This is a genomic window from Pseudomonas sp. YQ_6, from assembly GCF_043103245.1.
Lineage (GTDB): Bacteria > Pseudomonadota > Gammaproteobacteria > Pseudomonadales > Pseudomonadaceae > Aquipseudomonas > Aquipseudomonas alloputida.
On the sequence record NZ_JBICJR010000051.1, the window covers coordinates 32,249 to 49,989 of the forward strand.

Below are 17,741 nucleotides of genomic sequence, written 5' to 3' on the forward strand. Positions count from 1 at the left end.
GTTGCTTACAGCTGCAGCAGGCGGAACAGGGCGATCAGGTTGATCTGCGCCAGGGCTTCCTTGAATTCGGCATCGGCATCGTTGTGGATGCGTTTTTCAAAGGCGGCGAGAATCTGGTGCCGGTTGCTGCCCTTCACCGCCATGATGAACGGGAACTGAAACTTGGCTTTATAGGCATCGTTCAGCTCGGTGAAACGGGCGAACTCCTCGGCGGTGCACTGGTGAATGCCGGCGCCAGCCTGTTCGTTGGTGCTCGATTCGGTCAGCTCGCCCTGGATGGCGGCCTTGCCGGCCAGGTCCGGGTGAGCGTTGATCAGCGCCAGCTGGTCGGCGTGGTTGGCGCTGAGCAGGATGTCGCTCATGCGCTGGTGCAGCGCCTCGATCTCGTCCAGCTCGCCCAGTTGGCCCAGGTCATAGGCTTTTTCCGCAACCCACGGCGAGTGCTCGTAGATGTCGGCGAAGGCCTTGACGAAGGCGTCACGGTCCAGGGTGGATGGTTTGAGGGTATTGAAGGCGGTCATCAGGCGTTCTCTTTCTTGTACGGGTGGGTGGTGTGCCAGTGGCGGGCGATATCCACGCGACGGGCGAACCAGACCTGGTCATGACTTTTTGCGTAATCGACGAAGCGCTTGAGCGCAGCCAGGCGTGCCGGCCGGCCGACCAAGCGGCAGTGCAGGCCGATGGAAAGCATTTTCGGTGCGTCGGCGCCTTCGGCGTACAGCACATCAAAGGCGTCTTTCAGGTACTGGAAGAACTGCTCGCCGCAGTTGAAGCCCTGGACCTGGGTGAAGCGCATGTCGTTGGTGTCCAGGGTGTAGGGGATCACCAGGTGCGGCTTGCCGGTGGGGTTGTTCGGCTCCCAGTAGGGCAGGTCGTCGTCGTAGGTGTCGCTGTCATAGAGGAAGCCACCTTCTTCCATCACCAGGCGGCGGGTGTTCGGGCCGGTACGGCCGGTGTACCAGCCCAGCGGGCGCTCGCCGGTGAGTTCGGTGAGGATACGGATGGCTTCGAGCATGTGCTCGCGCTCCTGGGCCTCGTCCATGTTCTGGTAGTCGATCCAGCGGTAGCCGTGGCTGCAGATCTCGTGGCCGGCTTCGACCATGGCGCGGATCACGTCGGGGTGGCGCTGGGCGGCCATGGCCACGGCGAAGACGGTGAGTGGCACGCCGCTGTCCTTGAACAGCTTCAGCAGGCGCCATACACCGGCACGGCTGCCGTATTCATACAGCGACTCCATGCTCATGTTGCGCTGGCCCAGCAGGGGTTGGGCAGCGACCATCTCGGACAGGAAGGCTTCGGATTCCTTGTCACCGTGCAGGATGTTGCGTTCGCCACCTTCCTCGTAATTGAGGACGAAAGACAGCGCGATGCGGGCGTTACCCGGCCATTGCGGGTGAGGAGGGTTGTTGCCGTAACCGATCAGGTCGCGAGGGTAATCAGCGCTCACTGCAGTCTTCCTTCTTGTGCGTTAGTGCGGGGGGTGGGCGGGCCGCGTCGGTATGTCGCACCACCGGATGGGCTGATTGTATACAACTTCTGAAATCTTTTGTAAGCCTGTTTTTCCGCATTTCTTCCCTTTTGTCGCCTGACAGCGACCTGGAAATACAGTGCAAGAAACCTGCCTGATTGGTCAGCTAATGAGGTTGGCATCGTTATGGTGCGTGTATTTGCGACCGATGGGTGGTTTATGGGCAGCAAATGGAGGGTGTGACAGAGGGGATCAAAAAATTGTGTACAATCCTTTGGTGGAATGTCTTAATAACGTCATTCCCGCCTGCCGCAGGCGCTAAGCTGGTGCGATGGCTGAGTATTTTTTGCCCACAGATTGAACAAGAGGCGACACGCAATGGGACGTTTGACCACACACGTACTGGATGCCGCGCATGGCTGCCCGGGTAGCTCGATCAAGGTCGAGCTGTACCGCGTTGAAGGCCAGCAACTGGAGCTGGTGAACACTGCCCTGACCAACAGCGATGGCCGCGTCGACGCGCCGCTGCTGCAGGGGGACGATTACCGCACTGGCGTTTACCAGTTGCAGTTCAGCGCTGGGGATTACTACCGCGCCCGTGGCGTGCAATTGCCGGCCCAGGCGTTTCTGGATGTTGTCGTGCTGCGCTTTGGCATCGACGAGTCGCAGGAGCACTACCACGTGCCGCTGCTGATTTCGCCGTACAGCTATTCGACCTATCGTGGAAGCTAGTTGGTCGCTAGAAGAATCTTCGTAGGTCCTTTGGCCCGCTCTCACACTGGCGGGCTTTTTTTCGTCTGCTGTTTTTTGCATTGCCTGTGCCGGCCTCTTCGCGGGTAAACCCGCTCCTACACGACGGCCTGTGCCCAACCCCCGACATGTGTGTCCACCACCGATCAGGTGTAGGAGCGGGTTTACCCGCGAATACGGTGGCGGCAGCAACGGTGAACGGCGGGTGGAGATTGGCCAGCAGGGCCGGCCTCTTCGCGGGTAAACCCGCTCCTACGGGGGGACCGCGCAGGCCTTTCCAATGTTAAGCAAGATAGTGGCTCCTACGTCTGTTTCGGGCCATTTGACGCAGTGGGATTTGCGCGTGAATGCCTTGGCGCATGGAGCCATATCGCGGCGTACCAGCACGGGGGGGCGCGTCCCTCGCATTAATGGCCCGAAACAAGCGTAGGAACGACCTTGTTCGCGATGCGCCGCGCGGGCGGCGCTCGATTTCGAGAACACTGGAAATCTAAAGCCAAGCGCCCTCGGTCAGAGGAACACGAACTTGGCAATGAAGATCGCGCACAGCACCCACAGGCTGGCCGAGATTTCCTTGTACTTGCCGGTACCCGCCTTCAATGCCACATAGCTGATGAAGCCCAGGGCAATACCATCGGCGACCGAGAACGTCAGCGGCATCATGATCACCGTGACGATCGCCGGAATGCTGTCTGTGGCCTCATCCCAATGGATGTGCGCCATGCTGCCCATCATCAGCATTGCAACGTAGATCAGCGCACCTGCTGTCGCGTAGGCCGGGATCATCCCCGCCAGCGGGGCGAAGAACATCGCTGCGACGAACAGCAAGCCGACCACCACCGCCGTCAAACCGGTACGGCCACCTGCGGCGACACCTGCGGCACTCTCCACATAACTGGTCACTGGCGGCACGCCGACCACGGCACCGAATACGCTAGAAGCACTGTCGGCCTTCAAGGCGCGCGACAGGCCTTCGATACGCCCGTCCGGCGCCACCAGGTTGGCCCGTTGCGCGACACCCATCAGCGTGCCGGCAGTGTCGAACATGTGCACGAAGAGGAACGCCAGCACCACGCTGATCATACTGACGTTGAACACGCCAGCCACGTCCATGGCCATCCAGGTGGGCGCCAGGCTCGGCGGCATCGACATCACCCCGCCAAACTTGACCAAGCCCAGGCCCCAGCCCGCCAGGGTGACGCCAATGATGCTGATCAGGATCGCGCCGAATACCCGCTTATAGCTGAGGATGGCGATCAGCAGAAAGCACACGGCCGCCAGCAGCGGCCCCGGCTCATGCAACGAGCCCAGCTTGATCAGGGTGGCGGGGCTGTCGACGACGATGCCTGCAGTCTTCAGGCCGATCAGCCCGAGAAACAATCCGACGCCGGCTCCCATGGCATGGCGCAGGCTGACCGGGATGCTGTTGAGCAGCCATTCACGCACTTTCGACAAGGTCAGGAACATGAACAACACGCCCGAGACGAAAACCGCACCCAGCGCCGTTTCCCAGTTGTAGCCCATGGTGCCGACCACGGTGTAGGTAAAGAAGGCATTGAGCCCCATGCCCGGCGCCAGGCCCACCGGCCAGTTGGCGTACAGGCCCATCAGCAGGCAGCCCAGCGCGGCGGCGATGCAGGTGGCGACGAAAGCGGCACCATGGTCGATGCCGGCGTCGGCCATGATGTTGGGGTTGACGAAGATGATGTAGGCCATGGTGATGAAGGTGGTCACCCCAGCGATCATTTCGGTTCTGACGGTGCTGCCGTGTTGCTTGAGTTTGAAAATCCGCTCCAGCCAGCTCGTTTCGAGCGGTGGGGCAAGATCCAGCGTAGGGGCTTCGGATTTGCGGCTTTCCACAGCGAGTACTCCTCAAGTCGTTCTTGTTGTTATGGAGCCAGTTTCCTGAGCGATGCACTTGGCGGCTCCGCGGGAAGGCAGACGTCTGACCGTTTGTTGACTTATGGGTCAAGAAGTTGCTCGGTGGATTATGCTTTTGTGTACAAAGAAAGCAAATAATGTTTTATGTTTTGTGTGCGCAATGTGTCGTACAACGGCTATATAGGTAAAACGCCCCCTGCGGAATCGCCTCAGCCTGTGTACAATGGCGCCATACTTTCTCTTCGTGCCTCGAGAGCCCATGAACGAACAGCTGCAACCTCTGAAGAAACCTGCACGAGTCGGCAAGGCCGGCCGCAGCGGTACCCAGGACGACATCGTCTACGCGCATATTTTCGAGGCGATCCTCGAGCAGCGCCTGGCTCCGGGCACCAAGTTGAGCGAGGAAGCGCTGGGCGAGATCTTTGGCGTCAGCCGCACCATCATCCGCCGTGCCTTGTCGCGCCTGGCCCACGAAAGCGTGGTGCTGCTGCGGCCGAACCGCGGCGCGGTGGTGGCCAGCCCGACCGTCGAAGAGGCGCGCCAGGTGTTCTTCTCACGGCGCATGGTCGAACGCGCCATCACCGAGTTGGCGGTGCAGCATGCCACCCCCGAGCAGCTCAACGAGCTGCGGCAGATGGTGCGCGAAGAGCGCGACAGCTTCTCGCGCGGTGACCGGGGTGCCGGCATCCGCCTTTCCGGTGAGTTCCACCTCAAGCTGGCCGAAGCGGCGGGCAATGCACCGCTGGTGAGTTTCCAGCGCAGCCTGGTCTCGCAGACTTCGCTGATCATTGCCCAGTACGAAAGCGGTAACCGCTCGCACTGCTCATACGATGAACACATGCAGCTCATCGATGCCATCGAGGCGCGCGATGCCGAGCAGGCCGTGAGCCTGATGATGCATCACATGGACCACATCGACAGCAAGCTGAACCTGGACGAGGAGAGCGCCTCGGACGATTTGCATGCCGTGTTCTCGCATCTGTTGAAAAAACCCAAGGTTTCCGTCAAGGGTTGATCGTTTGCCTGCGTGATCGAGGGGCTGCAAGGCAGCCCTTCCAGCCACTACTGGCCATAACCCAAAGGTCTGCTAAATTCTTGTGAGCAAACCTTCATCAAGCAGTTGGGCTTGCGCATTCGTTGCGTTCAACTTCTTGAGGAATGGATTCATGAGCATGTCCCTGGGTAAACGCATGGGGGCCGAACTGATCGGCACCTTCTGGCTGGTCCTTGGTGGCTGTGGCAGTGCGGTACTCGCAGCCAGTTCCCCTCTCGGCATCGGTGTGCTCGGTGTCGCCTTCGCCTTCGGCCTCACCGTACTGACCATGGCCTTTGCCATCGGCCATATCTCTGGTTGCCATCTAAACCCTGCTGTGTCGTTCGGGCTGGTGGTAGGCGGGCGCTTCCCGGCCAAAGAGCTGCTGCCTTATGTGATCGCCCAGGTAATCGGTGCCATTCTGGCGGCCGGTGTGATCTACCTCATCGCCAGCGGCAAGGCCGGTTTCGAGCTGTCTGCGGGGTTGGCTTCAAACGGCTACGCCGACCACTCGCCTGGTGGCTATACGCTGGGTGCGGGTTTTGTCAGTGAAGTGGTGATGACGGCGATGTTCCTGGTGGTCATCATGGGGGCGACCGACGCCCGCGCACCGGCAGGTTTTGCACCCATCGCCATTGGCCTGGCCTTGACCCTGATCCACCTGATCTCGATCCCGGTGACCAATACCTCGGTCAACCCCGCGCGTAGCACGGGGCCGGCCTTGTTCGTCGGTGGCTGGGCCCTGCAGCAGCTGTGGCTGTTCTGGGTGGCGCCGCTGATCGGTGCTGCAATCGGCGGCGCGCTGTATCGGGGCCTGGCGAAAGAACCTTAGCGCTGGTGCACGCACCGCCCGGCGGCGTAGGTTTCACGTACGGTACGGTCATCGCCCAGGGTGGTGAGCACGAACAAGGTTTCTTCAATGCTGTTGGACTGCTGGATACGGTAGTCCAACAGTGGTGTGGCCTTGTAGTCCAGCACCACGAAGTCCGCATCGTTGCCCGGGCGCAGGCTACCGATACGGTCGTCCAGGCGCAGTGCGCGGGCGCCGCCGAGGGTGGCCAGGTACAGCGATTTGTACGGATGCAGGCGCGCGCCTTGCAGCTGCATCACCTTGTATGCCTCGTTCAGGGTGTTCAGCAGAGAGAAGCTGGTGCCGGCGCCAACGTCGGTACCCAGGCCCACGTTGACCTTGAATCGCTCGGCCTGGGGCAGGTTGAACAGGCCACTGCCGAGGAACAGGTTGGAGGTGGGGCAGAAGGCCACGGCCGAGCCGGTTTCGGCCAGGCGTTGGCACTCTTCGTCGCACAGGTGCACGCCGTGGGCAAACACCGAGCGCTCGCCCAGCAGCTCGAAGTGATCGTAGACGTCCAGATAACCTTTCTGCTCGGGGAACAGCGACTTGACCCAGTCGATTTCCTTGAGGTTTTCCGACAGGTGCGTGTGCATGTATACGCCCGGGTGCTCCTTGAGCAATTGGCCGGCCAGGGTCAATTGTTCCGGCGTGCTGGTTGGGGCGAACCGCGGGGTAACGGCATAATGCAGGCGGCCCTTGCCATGCCAGCGCTCGATCAGTGCCTTGCTTTCGGCATAGCCCGATTCGGCGGTGTCGGTCAGGTAGTCCGGCGCGTTGCGATCCATCATTACCTTGCCGGCGATCAGGCGCAGGTCCAGGCGTTCAGCCTCTTCGAACAGGGCATTCACCGACTCCGGGTGCACGCTGCCGAATACCAGCGCAGTGGTGGTACCGTTGCGCAGCAGTTCCTTGAGGAAGATCTTCGCCACCTGGTCGGCGTGGCCTTTATCGGCGAACTGCTTTTCGCAAGGGAAGGTGTAGGTGTTCAGCCAGTCCAGCAACTGCTCGCCGTACGAGCCGATCATGCCGGTCTGCGGGAAGTGGATGTGGGTATCGATGAAGCCTGGGGTGATCAGCGCGTCCTGGTAGTGCTCGACCGGGATGCCGGCATCCAGCGTCGGCAGCAGTTCACTTGCGTGCCCAACGGCGCTGATGCGGCCATCGTCGACCACCAGCAGGCCGTCTTCGTAGTATTCATGGGAAGCCTCCAGGCCCACCTCGGCCGGGTCGGCAATGCTGTGCAGGATGGCGGCACGGTAGGCTTTGCGGGTAACGGTCATAACACACTCGTCAAATGGCTTGGCTGCGCCGGGAGGGCGGCAGCAACTGGGCAATGGGGCCGGCATTGGCGGCAGCGTCGTGCTGGCCGAAGCAGGCGTTGTAAGTGGCAATGATTTCACCGGCGATAGACACGGCGATCTCGATGGGCAGCTTGCCCTTGACCTCGGCCAGGCCCATCGGGCAGCGCATGCGTGCCATCACGGCCTCCTCGAAGCCTCGCTCGCGCAGGCGGTGCTCGAACTTGACCCGTTTGGTCTTCGAGCCGATCAGGCCGAACCAGGTGAAATCGTTGCGCTTGAGAATGGCGGCGGTCAGTTCCAGGTCGAGCTGGTGGTTGTGGGTCATGACGATGCAGTAGCTGCCGGGTGGCAGGTCCGCGACTTCGTCGACCGGTTCCTCACTGACGACCTTGGTCACCCCTTTGGGGATGAGTTCAGGGAATTCCTGTTCACGCGAGTCGATCCAGCGCACCCGGCAGGGGAGCGCGGCGAGCAAGGGTACCAGAGCCCTGCCGACATGGCCCGCGCCGAACACGGCGATCTGCGCCTGTACCGCGGCCATCGGCTCGAACAGCAGCACGGTGGCGCCGCCGCAACACTGGCCCAGGCTGGCACCGAGGCTGAAGCGCTCCAGGTGCGGGGTGGTGCGCTGCTCTTCGAGCATCTGCCGGGCGATGTGCAGTGCCTTGTATTCCAGGTGGCCGCCGCCGATGGTGTCGAACAGGCCGCTGGCGCTGACCACCATCTTCGAGCCTGCGTTGCGCGGGGTAGAGCCGCGCTCCTCGATGATGGTCACCAGCACGCAGGCTTCGCCACGGGACTGGTGGTCGGCGAGGGCGTTGATCCATTGGTGCATGATGCAACCTCTCTAAGCCATGCTGCCGACCCTTGTAGGAGCGGGTTTACCCGCGAATGCGGCGGTGAAGCCACTATCGCATTCGCGGGTAAACCCGCTCCTACGAGGGCCTTGCGTTGTCAGTGGATAATGGTTTCCAGTTCCAGTTCGTTCGACTGTGTTTCAGCCACCGCCTTGCGCATCTGCTCGCAGCCCCACAGCACCCGCTCCGGCGTAGCTGGCGCATCCACCTGCGGCTGCACGCGGTAATCGGCCAGGCTGGCCACGGCATCCTTGATTGCACACCAGGCTGCAATGCCGAGCATGAACGGGGGCTCGCCCACGGCCTTGGAGTGGAATACGGTGTCTTCCGGGTTCTTGCGGTTCTCCACCAGCTTCACCCGCAGGTCCAGTGGCATGTCAGCCACGGCCGGGATCTTGTAGCTGGCCGGGCCGTTGGTCATCAGCTTGCCTTTGGCGTTCCACACCAGCTCTTCGGTAGTCAGCCAGCCCATGCCCTGGATGAAACCGCCCTCCACCTGGCCGATGTCGATCGCAGGGTTCAGCGAATCGCCCACGTCGTGCAGGATGTCGGCGCGCAACATCTTGTATTCGCCGGTCAGCGTGTCGACGATCACTTCCACGCAGGCAGCGCCAAAGGCGAAGTAGTAGAACGGCCGGCCGCGGGCCTGGCTGCGATCGTAGAAGATCTTCGGCGTGCGGTAGAACCCGGTGCTGGACAGCGACACCTGAGCGAAGTAAGCCTGCTGCACCAGTTGCTCGAAGCTGACGATCTGGTCGCGCACCCGCACATGGCCGTTGCGGAACTCGACGTCTTCCTCGGTCACTTGATAGTGCCGTGCGGCAAACTCGGTCAGGCGGCGCTTGAGGATTTCAGCCGCGTTCTGCGCCGCCTTGCCGTTCAGGTCGGCGCCGCTGGAAGCAGCCGTAGGCGAGGTGTTGGGTACCTTGTCGGTGTTGGTGGCGGTGATCTGGATGCGGCTGAAATCCACCTGGAAGATCTGCGCCACCACCTGGGCCACCTTGGTGTTCAGGCCCTGGCCCATTTCGGTGCCGCCGTGGTTCAGGTGAATGCTGCCGTCGGTGTAGATATGGATCAGTGCACCGGCCTGGTTGAGGAAGGTGGCGGTGAACGAAATGCCGAACTTGACCGGTGTCAGTGCCAGGCCTTTCTTCAGGAACGGGCTGTTGGCGTTGAAGCGGCGGATCGACTCGCGTCGCTCGGCGTAGTCGCTGCTGGCCTCCAGCTCGGCGGTCATCTCTTCGAGCATGTTGTGCTCGACGGTCTGGTAGTAGTGGGTGACGTTGCGTTCGGTCTTGCCGTAATAGTTGGCCTTGCGCACGGCCAGCGGGTCGCGGCCCAGATGACGGGCGATATGGTCCATGACCTGCTCGATGGCGACCATACCCTGTGGGCCGCCAAAGCCGCGGTAGGCGGTGTTGGAGGCGGTGTTGGTCTTGCAGCGGTGGCCGTGGACGGTGGCATCGCCCAGGTAGTAAGCGTTGTCGGAGTGGAACATGGCACGGTCGACGATCGAACCGGACAGGTCGGGCGAATAGCCACAGTTGCCGGCCAGGTCGAAATTGATACCGTGCAGCCGGCCGTTGTCGTCGAAGCCCACGTCATACTCGACGTAGAACGGGTGGCGCTTGCCGGTCATGGTCATGTCTTCGACCCGCGGCAGGCGCATCTTGGTTGGTTGGCCGGTCAGGCGCGCGATTACCGCGCACAAGCATGCCGGGCTGGCGGCCTGGGTTTCCTTACCGCCAAAACCGCCGCCCATGCGGCGCATGTCCAGCACCACCTTGTTCATCGGCACGTCGAGCACTTCGGCGACCAGTTTCTGCACTTCGGTGGGGTTCTGCGTGGAGCAGTAGACGATCATGCCGCCGTCTTCGGTAGGCATGACCGAGGAAATCTGCGTTTCCAGGTAGAAGTGCTCCTGGCCGCCGATGTGCAAGGTGCCCTGAATGCGATGCGGGGCGCTGGCCAGGGCGGCAGCCGAATCGCCGCGCTGATGGGTGTGGCTATCGAGCACGAAGTGCTTCTTGCGCAGCGCCTCGACCACGTCCAGCACCGGTTCCAGGTCTTCGTACTCGACGATGGCGGCCATGGCCGCTTTGCGTGCGGTTTCAAGATCGCGGGCAGCGACAGCGAGCACCGGCTGGCCGAAGAACTCGACCTTGTCGATGGCCAGCAGCGGGTCGCCGGCCACCACCGGGCCGATGTCCTTCAGCCCGGGGATGTCTTCGTGGGTGATGGCGATACGCACACCCTCGAAGGCATAGCACGGCGTGGTGTCGATGCGCAGGATGCGCGCATGGGCGCGGTCGGCGGTACGTGCATACACATGCAACTGGTTAGGGAATTCCAGGCGATCGTCAATGTACAGCGCCTCCCCCGATACATGCTTGTCGGCGCTGTCGTGCTTGACGCTGCGGCCGACACCGGTGGTCAGGTCCTGGCTGAACAGTTCGGCCATCTCGGCCTGGCTCTTGGCTATGTGATGGTTAGACATAAGCGGTCACCCGGGTTTCGATGTGCGGCGTTTGCTGTTCGATGAAGTACTTGCGCAGCAGGTTCTGCGCGGTCAGCAGGCGGTATTCCTTGCTGGCACGGAAGTCGCTGAGCGGGGTGAAGTCCTCGGCCAGGGCCTGGCAGGCGCGCTCGATGGCGGCCTGGCTCCACGGCTTGCCGCGCAACGCTGCCTCGCAGGCGCGTGCGCGCTTGGGAATCGCCGCCATGCCGCCGAAGGCGATACGCACACCGCTGACCACACCGTCTTCGATGCTGAGGTTGAAGGCTGCGCACACGGCGGAGATGTCGTCGTCCAGTCGCTTGGACACTTTATAGGCGCGGAACGCCCAGTCACTGGAGACGCGCGGTACGATGATCTTCTCGATGAACTCGCTGTCCTGGCGAGCCGTGATGCGGTAGTCGATGAAGTAGTCTTCCAGCGGCATAACCCGTTGGCGTTCACCCTGGCGCAACACCACCTGCGCGTCCAGGGCGATCAGCAGGGGGGGCGAGTCGCCGATTGGCGAGGCGTTGCCGATGTTGCCACCGAGGGTGCCCTGGTTGCGGATCTGCAGCGAGGCGAAGCGGTGAAGCAGTGCCCCGAAGTCAGGGTACTCCTCATTCAGCGCGGCGTAGCAGTCAGTCAGCGGCGTGGCGGCGCCGATCTCCAGATGGCTGGCGGTTTTCTCGATGCGCTTGAGTTCTGCCACGTGGCCGACGTAGATCATCACCGGCAAGGTCTTGTGGAACTGGGTGACTTCCAGCGCCAGGTCGGTACCACCGGCCAGCAGTCGCGCTTCGGGGTGCGAGCTGTACAGGTCAGCCAGATCCGCCACGGTCAGCGGCACCAGGCAGCGCTTGTCGCCGCTGTTCAGCTCGCCGGTCTGGGTCGGGGCAATCGCCTTGAGGCGGCTGATGGTTTGCGCCTGCTGGGTATCGAACTGGTCGCGGCAGGGCTGGCGGCAGCTCTGCTCGGCGGCGTCGAGGATCGGCCGGTAACCGGTGCAGCGGCACAGGTTGCCAGCCAGGGCTTCCTGGGCCTGGTGCAGGTCAGGGCCGCTGCTGTTCTTTTGCAGGGCAAACAGTGACATGACGAAGCCGGGCGTGCAGAAGCCGCATTGCGAACCATGGCAGTCCGCCATCGCTTGTTGAACGCTGTGCAGTTGACCCTGTTGTTTGAGGCCCTCGACACTGATCAGTTGCTTGCCATGCAGCGACGAGACGAAGGTCAGGCACGCGTTCAGGCTGCGGTAGCGCAGGCTGTCGTTACCCAGGTCGTCCTGGATCAGCTCGCCGACCACCACGGTGCAAGCGCCGCAGTCTCCACTGGCGCAGCCCTCCTTGGTGCCGGTTTTGCCCAGGTGCTCGCGCAGGTACTGCAGCACCGTCATGTTAGGGTCCAGGGCGTGCTCACTACGCAGCTCCTGGTTGACGAGAAACTGGATCACGGGGATGGCCTCGCAATGGTTTTATTGTTGTTGGGCGGACTCTAAGCAAGACCTGTCTAGCAGGTCAATATTTTTCTGACTCAAGGGTCAAGAAAATGCACATGTCCATGCCCAGCCGCACACACTGCCTCTATTCCAAGCATAGATCGCGCCGGGCGCGTGGCTGTCTGAAAGGTCAAATAAACCACCTGGCCCCTCTGCGCGATTACCGCCCAAGTACGCTACAATTCGCCCCTTGTGCCCAGTTCAATGATTTTGAAGGAAAACCATGACGTTCAAGGCCCCGGACAGCCTCTCCGAGCAGATTGCCGATTACCTGGCCGAACGCATCATCCGCGGCGAGCTGGCGCCAGGCGAACGTATCCAGGAGCAGAAAGTTACCCAGGCGCTCAACGTCAGCCGCGGCTCGGTGCGCGAAGCACTGCTGATCCTCGAACGCCGTCATCTGGTGGCGATCCTGCCGCGCCGGGGCGCCCATGTGACCCAGCTGGATGAGCGCAGCGTTCGCAGCCTGTGCTCGCTGATGGGCGAGTTCTACATCCTGCTGGGCAATGCAGTTGCGCAAAAATGGCGCACCGAAGCCGACCTGCGCCCGTTTCTGGAAATCCAGCAGCGGCTCCAGCGTGCCCATGACCAGCTCGACATCAAGACCTTCGTCGCCGACAGTTTTGCGGTCATGCGTGCGGCCTATCCCTTCGCCGACAACCCGTTCCTGCAGGAAACCGTGGAAAACCTGCAGCCGGCCATGAGCCGTGCCTATTACCTGTCGCTGGACCAGCGCCAGGCCAACATGATCGACTATCTCGACCTGTTCGCCCGGCTGCTCGAAGCCGTGGTCTCGCGTGACCTGCCGCGCATTCGCGAGGTGCTCACCGCCTATGGCCAGCGCAGCTGCGAACTGGTGCTGGCGGCACTGGCCAGAGGCTGACCGATGCGCCTGAAGTGCATTCGCCTGGCCGGGTTCAAGTCGTTTGTCGACCCGACCACGGTCAACTTCCCCAGCAACATGGCGGCCGTGGTCGGCCCAAACGGCTGCGGCAAGTCCAATATCATCGACGCGGTACGTTGGGTGATGGGCGAGAGTTCGGCGAAGAACCTGCGCGGCGAGTCGATGACCGACGTCATCTTCAACGGCTCCAGTGGCCGCAAGCCGGTCAGCCAGGCCAGTATCGAACTGGTGTTCGACAACAGCGAAACCACCCTGGTCGGCGAGTATGCCGCCTACGCCGAGATTTCGATCCGCCGCAAGGTTACCCGCGACGGGCAGAACAGCTATTACCTCAACGGCACCAAGTGCCGACGGCGTGACATCACGGATATTTTCCTCGGGACGGGTCTGGGGCCGCGCAGCTACTCGATCATCGAGCAGGGCATGATCTCCAAGCTGATCGAGGCCAAGCCCGAGGAGCTGCGCAACTTCATCGAGGAAGCGGCTGGCATTTCCAAATACAAGGAGCGCCGCCGCGAAACCGAGAACCGCATCCGCCGCACCCAGGAAAACCTGGCGCGCCTGACCGACCTGCGCGAAGAGCTCGAGCGCCAGCTGGAGCGTCTGCATCGCCAGGCCCAGGCAGCCGAGAAGTACCGTGAGTACAAGGCTCAGGAGCGGCAGATGAAAGCGCGCCTGTCTGCCTTGCGCTGGCGAGACCTGGACGAACAAGTACGCCAGCGCGAATCGGTGATCGGCGATCAGGGCGTTTCTCACGAGGCACTGGTGGCCGAGCAGCGCAATGCCGATGCCAGTATCGAACGCCTGCGCGACGGTCATCACGAACTGTCCGAACGCTTCAACCAGGTGCAGGGCCGTTTCTACTCGGTTGCCGGTGACATCGCCCGGGTCGAGCAGAGTATCCAGCATGGCCAGCAGCGCCTGCGGCAGTTGCAGGACGACTTCAAGGAAGCCGAGCGCACACGCCTGGAAACCGAATCGCACCTGGGGCACGACCGTACTTTGCTGGCGACTTTGGGCGAAGAGCTGGCCATGCTCGAACCCGAGCAGGAAATGACCCTGGCTGCTGCCGAGGAAGCCGCTGCCGCGCTGGAAGAGGCCGAGCTGGGGATGCACGGCTGGCAGGAACAGTGGGACAGCTTCAACAGCCGCTCCGCCGAACCGCGCCGCCAGGCCGAAGTGCAGCAGGCGCGCCTGCAGCAGCTGGAAACCAGTCTTGAGCGCCAGGCCGAGCGCCAGCGCAAGTTGGTCGAGGAGCGCGAGCAACTGGGCAGCGACCCGCAGGATGCCGCCATGCTCGAACTGGCCGAGCAACTGGCCAGCAGCGAAATGCTGCTGGAAGAACTGCAGCTCTGCGAAGAGCAGGTGATCGAGCGCCTGGAAAGCGCGCGCGAGCAACTGCAGCAGGCCACCCAGGCGCAACAGCAGGCACAGGGCGACCTGCAGCGCCTGGGCGGGCGCCTGGCCTCGCTTGAAGCCTTGCAGCAGGCCGCCCTGGAGCCGGGCGCAGGTGCTGCGCAATGGTTGCACGGCCAAGGGCTGGAGCAGCAGCCGCGGCTGGCCGAAGGCTTGCGGGTGGAGCCGGGTTGGGAGCTGGCGGTAGAGACGGTGCTTGGCGCCGATCTGCAGGCTGTGCTGGTGGACGATTTCAACGACCTCGATTTTGCGGGCCTGGAACAGGGTGAGCTGCGCTTGCTGCTGGCCGTCGGCGCGGGGGCGACGTTGCCCGGCAGCTTGCTGGAGAAGGTCGAGGGCCGTATCGACCTGGCGCCCTGGCTGGGCCAGGTAAGGCCTGTGGAAGACCTGGCCCAGGCGCTGGAGCAGCGCGGGGCGCTCGGCGAAGGGCAGAGCCTGGTCAGTCGCGATGGCTACTGGGTCGGCCGGCACTTCCTGCGGGTACGCCGGGGTGGCGAGGCCGAAGGCGGCGTGCTGGCGCGCGGCCAGGAAATCGAACGCCTGGGCCAGGAACAACTGGAACAGGAAGCGGCGCTGGAGCAACTCGATCAACAGTTGCAGGCCCTGCGCGAGCAGCAACTGGACCTGGAGGAGCAGCGCGAACAGTTGCGCCGCCGCACCCAGGATGAAAACCGCCTGCACGGCGAGCTGAAGGCCAGTCTTTCGGCCAGCCGCGCGCGCGCCGAGCAGGTCGAACTGCGCCGCCGCCGCCTGCAGGAAGAGCTGGGCGAGCTGGAAGAACAGCGCGCCCTGGAACACGAGCAACTGGGCGAAGCGCGCCTGCTGCTGCAAGAGGCTTTGGAGCTCATGGCCCAGGACACCGAGCAGCGCGAACAGTTGATGGCCCGCCGCGACACCCTGCGCGAAAGCCTTGACCGGGTGCGTCAGGAGGCCCGCCAGCACAAGGACCACGCTCACCAGCTGGCGGTGCGCCTGGGTTCGTTGCGTGCCCAGCACGACTCCACCCGCCAGGCGCTGGAGCGTCTGGAGCAGCAAGCTGCACGCCTGACCGAGCGCCAGGAACAACTGAGCCTGAACCTGGAGGAGGGTGAAGCTCCGCAGGAAGAACTGCGCCTGAAGCTGGAGGAGCTGCTGGAGCGGCGCATGAGCGTCGACGAGGAAATGCGCCTGGCTCGCCTGCACATGGACGAAGCTGACCGCGAACTGCGCGATGCCGAAAAACGCCGCACCCAGGCCGAGCAGCAGGCCCAGCTACTGCGTGGTCAACTGGAGCAGCTGCGCCTGGAGTGCCAGGGCCTGGATGTGCGGCGCAAAACCTTGCAGGAACAGTTGCTGGCCGATGGCTATGACCTGCAAGGCGTGCTCGCCACCCTGGAAGCCGAGGCCAGCGAGCAGGGCACCGAGCAGGAGCTGGAACAGCTTGAAGCGCGCATCCAGCGCCTGGGGGCGATCAACCTGGCGGCCATCGAAGAATACGAGCAGCAGTCCGAGCGCAAACGTTACCTGGACGCCCAGGACGCCGATCTGGTCGAAGCGCTGGAGACCCTCGAAAACGTCATCCGCAAGATCGACAAGGAAACCCGCAACCGCTTCAAGGATACCTTTGATCAGATAAATGCCGGATTACAGGCACTTTTCCCAAAAGTTTTCGGGGGAGGCAGCGCTTATCTGGAACTGACGGGCGAAGATTTACTCGATACAGGGGTGACGATCATGGCGCGCCCACCGGGCAAGAAGAACAGCACCATCCATTTGCTGTCCGGCGGCGAGAAGGCACTGACCGCCTTGGCGCTGGTGTTTGCCATCTTCAAGTTGAACCCCGCACCGTTCTGCATGCTCGACGAGGTCGATGCGCCGCTGGACGATGCCAACGTCGGGCGCTACGCGCGTCTGGTCAAGGAAATGAGTGAAAGCGTGCAGTTCATCTACATCACCCATAACAAGATTGCGATGGAGATGGCGGACCAATTGATGGGGGTGACCATGCATGAACCAGGTTGTTCACGCCTTGTTGCGGTTGATGTGGAGGCGGCCATGGCCATGGTCGACGCGTGATGCACGACAATAGGGGCACATTCTGCAGCGAAATGCCCCCGCCGTGTGCGACAGACGGTGTAAAGTTGTCTTTGGTCGTGCTAGCTTAATGTCACTCGTTTTTTGCGTGGGTAAAACGCCTGTCAGAACATAGAGTTGGCGCCACGTGTTAAAGGGCTTTGAACCCTTTGTTTTCAAGCATATTTTTATAGAGGCACGGGATTACATGGAAATCGGTCTGCGCGAGTGGCTGATCCTCATCGGCATCATTGTTATCGCCGGGATTCTTTTCGACGGCTGGCGCCGCATGCGCGGCGGGAAAGGCAAGTTGAAATTCCGTCTGGATCGCAGTTATTCCAACCTGCCGGACGAAGAGGGTGGCAGTGCCGAAGTGCTCGGCCCGTCGCGAGTGCTCGATACCCACAAGGAGCCTGAGCTGGACGAAAGCGACCTGCCGTCGCTCAGCGCGTCTGCGCGTGATCGCGAGCGTGAGCCCAAGCCGGTCAAGGCCAGCAAGCGCGGCAAGCGTGCCAGTGCGGCTGCCGATGTGCAGCAGGGTGACCTGAACCTGAGCGCCGAGCCGCGCGAGCCCGACCTGTTTGCCGACAGCGATGACGACTTTGCCGCCGACAACAACCGTAGCAGCAGCGCAGCGCCTGCCAGCAACAGCGTCAAGGAGTTGCCACCTGCCGAAGAGGTGCTGGTCATCAGCGTGATCTCCCGCGACGAGGGTGGCTTCAAGGGCCCGGCGTTGCTGCAGAACATCCTGGAAAGCGGCTTGCGCTTCGGCGAAATGGACATTTTCCACCGCCACGAGAGCATGGCCGGTCACGGCGAGGTGCTGTTCTCGATGGCCAACGCAGTCAAGCCTGGCGTGTTCGACCTGGACGACATCGATCACTTCAGCACCCGCGCGGTGAGCTTCTTCCTCGGCTTGCCGGGCCCGCGTCATCCGAAGCAGGCCTTCGATGTGATGGTTGCCGCGGCACGCAAGCTGGCCCACGAACTGAACGGTGAGCTCAAGGATGACCAGCGCAGCGTGCTGACCGCCCAGACCATCGAGCACTACCGCCAGCGTATTGTCGAGTTCGAGCGCCGTGCGCTGACCCAGAAGCGCTGACAGATCCAGACGAAAGAGCAGCCTGAGGGCGTGCTGGCCGGTTCGGGTATCGTCGTTGCCTGTGCCGGCCTCTTCGCGGTTAAACCCGCTCCTACAGGTACATCACAGCCCTGGAAGCATGTGATGCCCTTGTAG

13 protein-coding genes are annotated in these 17,741 nt (G+C 62.4%); 6 read left to right on the plus strand and 7 right to left on the minus strand.

All coding sequences use genetic code 11. From position 1 onward, the window contains the following. Positions 1 to 5 precede the first annotated feature (5 nt). The gene (gene uraD, locus ACF8FG_RS16345) at positions 6 to 521 is read right to left on the minus strand and encodes a 2-oxo-4-hydroxy-4-carboxy-5-ureidoimidazoline decarboxylase (protein ID WP_010955031.1); all 516 of its coding nucleotides are present in this window, start codon (positions 519 to 521) and stop codon (positions 6 to 8) included. After that, positions 521 to 1,447, minus strand: a complete 927-nt coding sequence (gene puuE / locus ACF8FG_RS16350) for an allantoinase PuuE (RefSeq protein WP_110160107.1) — start codon at positions 1,445 to 1,447, stop codon at positions 521 to 523. Before puuE ends, uraD begins: the two co-directional genes overlap by 1 nt. Positions 1,448 to 1,846: 399 nt before the next feature. Between puuE and uraH the strand changes: the two genes are divergently transcribed. Continuing rightward, positions 1,847 to 2,200 carry a hydroxyisourate hydrolase gene (uraH, locus tag ACF8FG_RS16355; protein WP_003254328.1) on the plus strand — a complete coding sequence of 118 codons (354 nt, stop codon included), beginning with the start codon at positions 1,847 to 1,849 and terminating at the stop codon, positions 2,198 to 2,200. 528 nt (positions 2,201 to 2,728) lie between these two features. Here the strand turns inward: uraH and ACF8FG_RS16360 are convergent. Further along, a complete protein-coding gene (locus ACF8FG_RS16360; RefSeq protein WP_070383591.1) occupies positions 2,729 to 4,078 on the minus strand; it encodes an NCS2 family permease in 1,350 nt (449 codons plus the stop codon). A 280-nt stretch (positions 4,079 to 4,358) separates the two neighbouring features. On the opposite strand from ACF8FG_RS16360, the gene ACF8FG_RS16365 reads away from it, so the two are divergent. Next, entirely contained in the window at positions 4,359 to 5,114 is a 756-nt protein-coding gene (locus ACF8FG_RS16365) for a GntR family transcriptional regulator (protein WP_014590204.1), read from the plus strand. Between the two features lie 151 nt (positions 5,115 to 5,265). Next, on the plus strand, positions 5,266 to 5,964 hold the full coding sequence (gene aqpZ / locus ACF8FG_RS16370; protein WP_014590205.1) for an aquaporin Z: 699 nt from the start codon (positions 5,266 to 5,268) through the stop codon (positions 5,962 to 5,964). On the opposite strand, the gene guaD is transcribed toward aqpZ, so the two are convergent. The 4 genes from guaD to xdhA form a co-directional block, all read right to left on the minus strand. After that, positions 5,961 to 7,265: a guanine deaminase gene (gene guaD / locus ACF8FG_RS16375; RefSeq protein WP_019438555.1), complete on the minus strand. Its 1,305-nt coding sequence runs from the start codon at positions 7,263 to 7,265 to the stop codon at positions 5,961 to 5,963. The genes aqpZ and guaD overlap by 4 nt on opposite strands. Positions 7,266 to 7,275: 10 nt before the next feature. After that, on the minus strand, positions 7,276 to 8,121 hold the full coding sequence (xdhC, locus tag ACF8FG_RS16380) for a xanthine dehydrogenase accessory protein XdhC (protein WP_014590207.1): 846 nt from the start codon (positions 8,119 to 8,121) through the stop codon (positions 7,276 to 7,278). Between the two features lie 119 nt (positions 8,122 to 8,240). Continuing rightward, the gene (gene xdhB, locus ACF8FG_RS16385) at positions 8,241 to 10,640 is read right to left on the minus strand and encodes a xanthine dehydrogenase molybdopterin binding subunit (RefSeq protein ID WP_392518974.1); all 2,400 of its coding nucleotides are present in this window, start codon (positions 10,638 to 10,640) and stop codon (positions 8,241 to 8,243) included. Continuing rightward, entirely contained in the window at positions 10,633 to 12,087 is a 1,455-nt protein-coding gene (gene xdhA / locus ACF8FG_RS16390) for a xanthine dehydrogenase small subunit (RefSeq protein WP_318082059.1), read from the minus strand. Before xdhA ends, xdhB begins: the two co-directional genes overlap by 8 nt. 268 nt (positions 12,088 to 12,355) lie before the next feature. Here xdhA and ACF8FG_RS16395 point away from each other — a divergent pair, with 268 nt between their 5' ends. The 3 genes from ACF8FG_RS16395 to zipA all read left to right on the plus strand — a co-directional run bounded on the left by ACF8FG_RS16395 (position 12,356) and on the right by zipA (position 17,606). Beyond that, positions 12,356 to 13,015 carry a GntR family transcriptional regulator gene (locus ACF8FG_RS16395; RefSeq protein ID WP_010955022.1) on the plus strand — a complete coding sequence of 220 codons (660 nt, stop codon included), beginning with the start codon at positions 12,356 to 12,358 and terminating at the stop codon, positions 13,013 to 13,015. Positions 13,016 to 13,018: 3 nt separating this feature from the next. Then, positions 13,019 to 16,507 carry a chromosome segregation protein SMC gene (smc, locus tag ACF8FG_RS16400; protein ID WP_110160104.1) on the plus strand — a complete coding sequence of 1,163 codons (3,489 nt, stop codon included), beginning with the start codon at positions 13,019 to 13,021 and terminating at the stop codon, positions 16,505 to 16,507. 205 nt (positions 16,508 to 16,712) lie between these two features. Beyond that, on the plus strand, positions 16,713 to 17,606 hold the full coding sequence (zipA, locus tag ACF8FG_RS16405) for a cell division protein ZipA (protein WP_014590211.1): 894 nt from the start codon (positions 16,713 to 16,715) through the stop codon (positions 17,604 to 17,606). The last annotated feature ends 135 nt before the right edge of the window (positions 17,607 to 17,741 follow it).

Bases quoted from the DNA above. Each gene is read 5' to 3' on its own strand.
- smc (WP_110160104.1), top strand. From the start codon at position 13,019: ATGCGCCTGAAGTGCATTCGCCTGGCCGGGTTCAAGTCGTTTGTCGAC.
- ACF8FG_RS16395 (WP_010955022.1), top strand. From the start codon at position 12,356: ATGACGTTCAAGGCCCCGGACAGCCTCTCCGAGCAGATTGCCGATTAC.
- xdhC (WP_014590207.1), bottom strand. From the start codon at position 8,121: ATGCACCAATGGATCAACGCCCTCGCCGACCACCAGTCCCGTGGCGAA.
- uraD (WP_010955031.1), bottom strand. From the start codon at position 521: ATGACCGCCTTCAATACCCTCAAACCATCCACCCTGGACCGTGACGCC.
- aqpZ (WP_014590205.1), top strand. From the start codon at position 5,266: ATGAGCATGTCCCTGGGTAAACGCATGGGGGCCGAACTGATCGGCACC.
- ACF8FG_RS16365 (WP_014590204.1), top strand. From the start codon at position 4,359: ATGAACGAACAGCTGCAACCTCTGAAGAAACCTGCACGAGTCGGCAAG.
- zipA (WP_014590211.1), top strand. From the start codon at position 16,713: ATGGAAATCGGTCTGCGCGAGTGGCTGATCCTCATCGGCATCATTGTT.
- guaD (WP_019438555.1), bottom strand. From the start codon at position 7,265: ATGACCGTTACCCGCAAAGCCTACCGTGCCGCCATCCTGCACAGCATT.
- xdhB (WP_392518974.1), bottom strand. From the start codon at position 10,640: ATGTCTAACCATCACATAGCCAAGAGCCAGGCCGAGATGGCCGAACTG.
- uraH (WP_003254328.1), top strand. From the start codon at position 1,847: ATGGGACGTTTGACCACACACGTACTGGATGCCGCGCATGGCTGCCCG.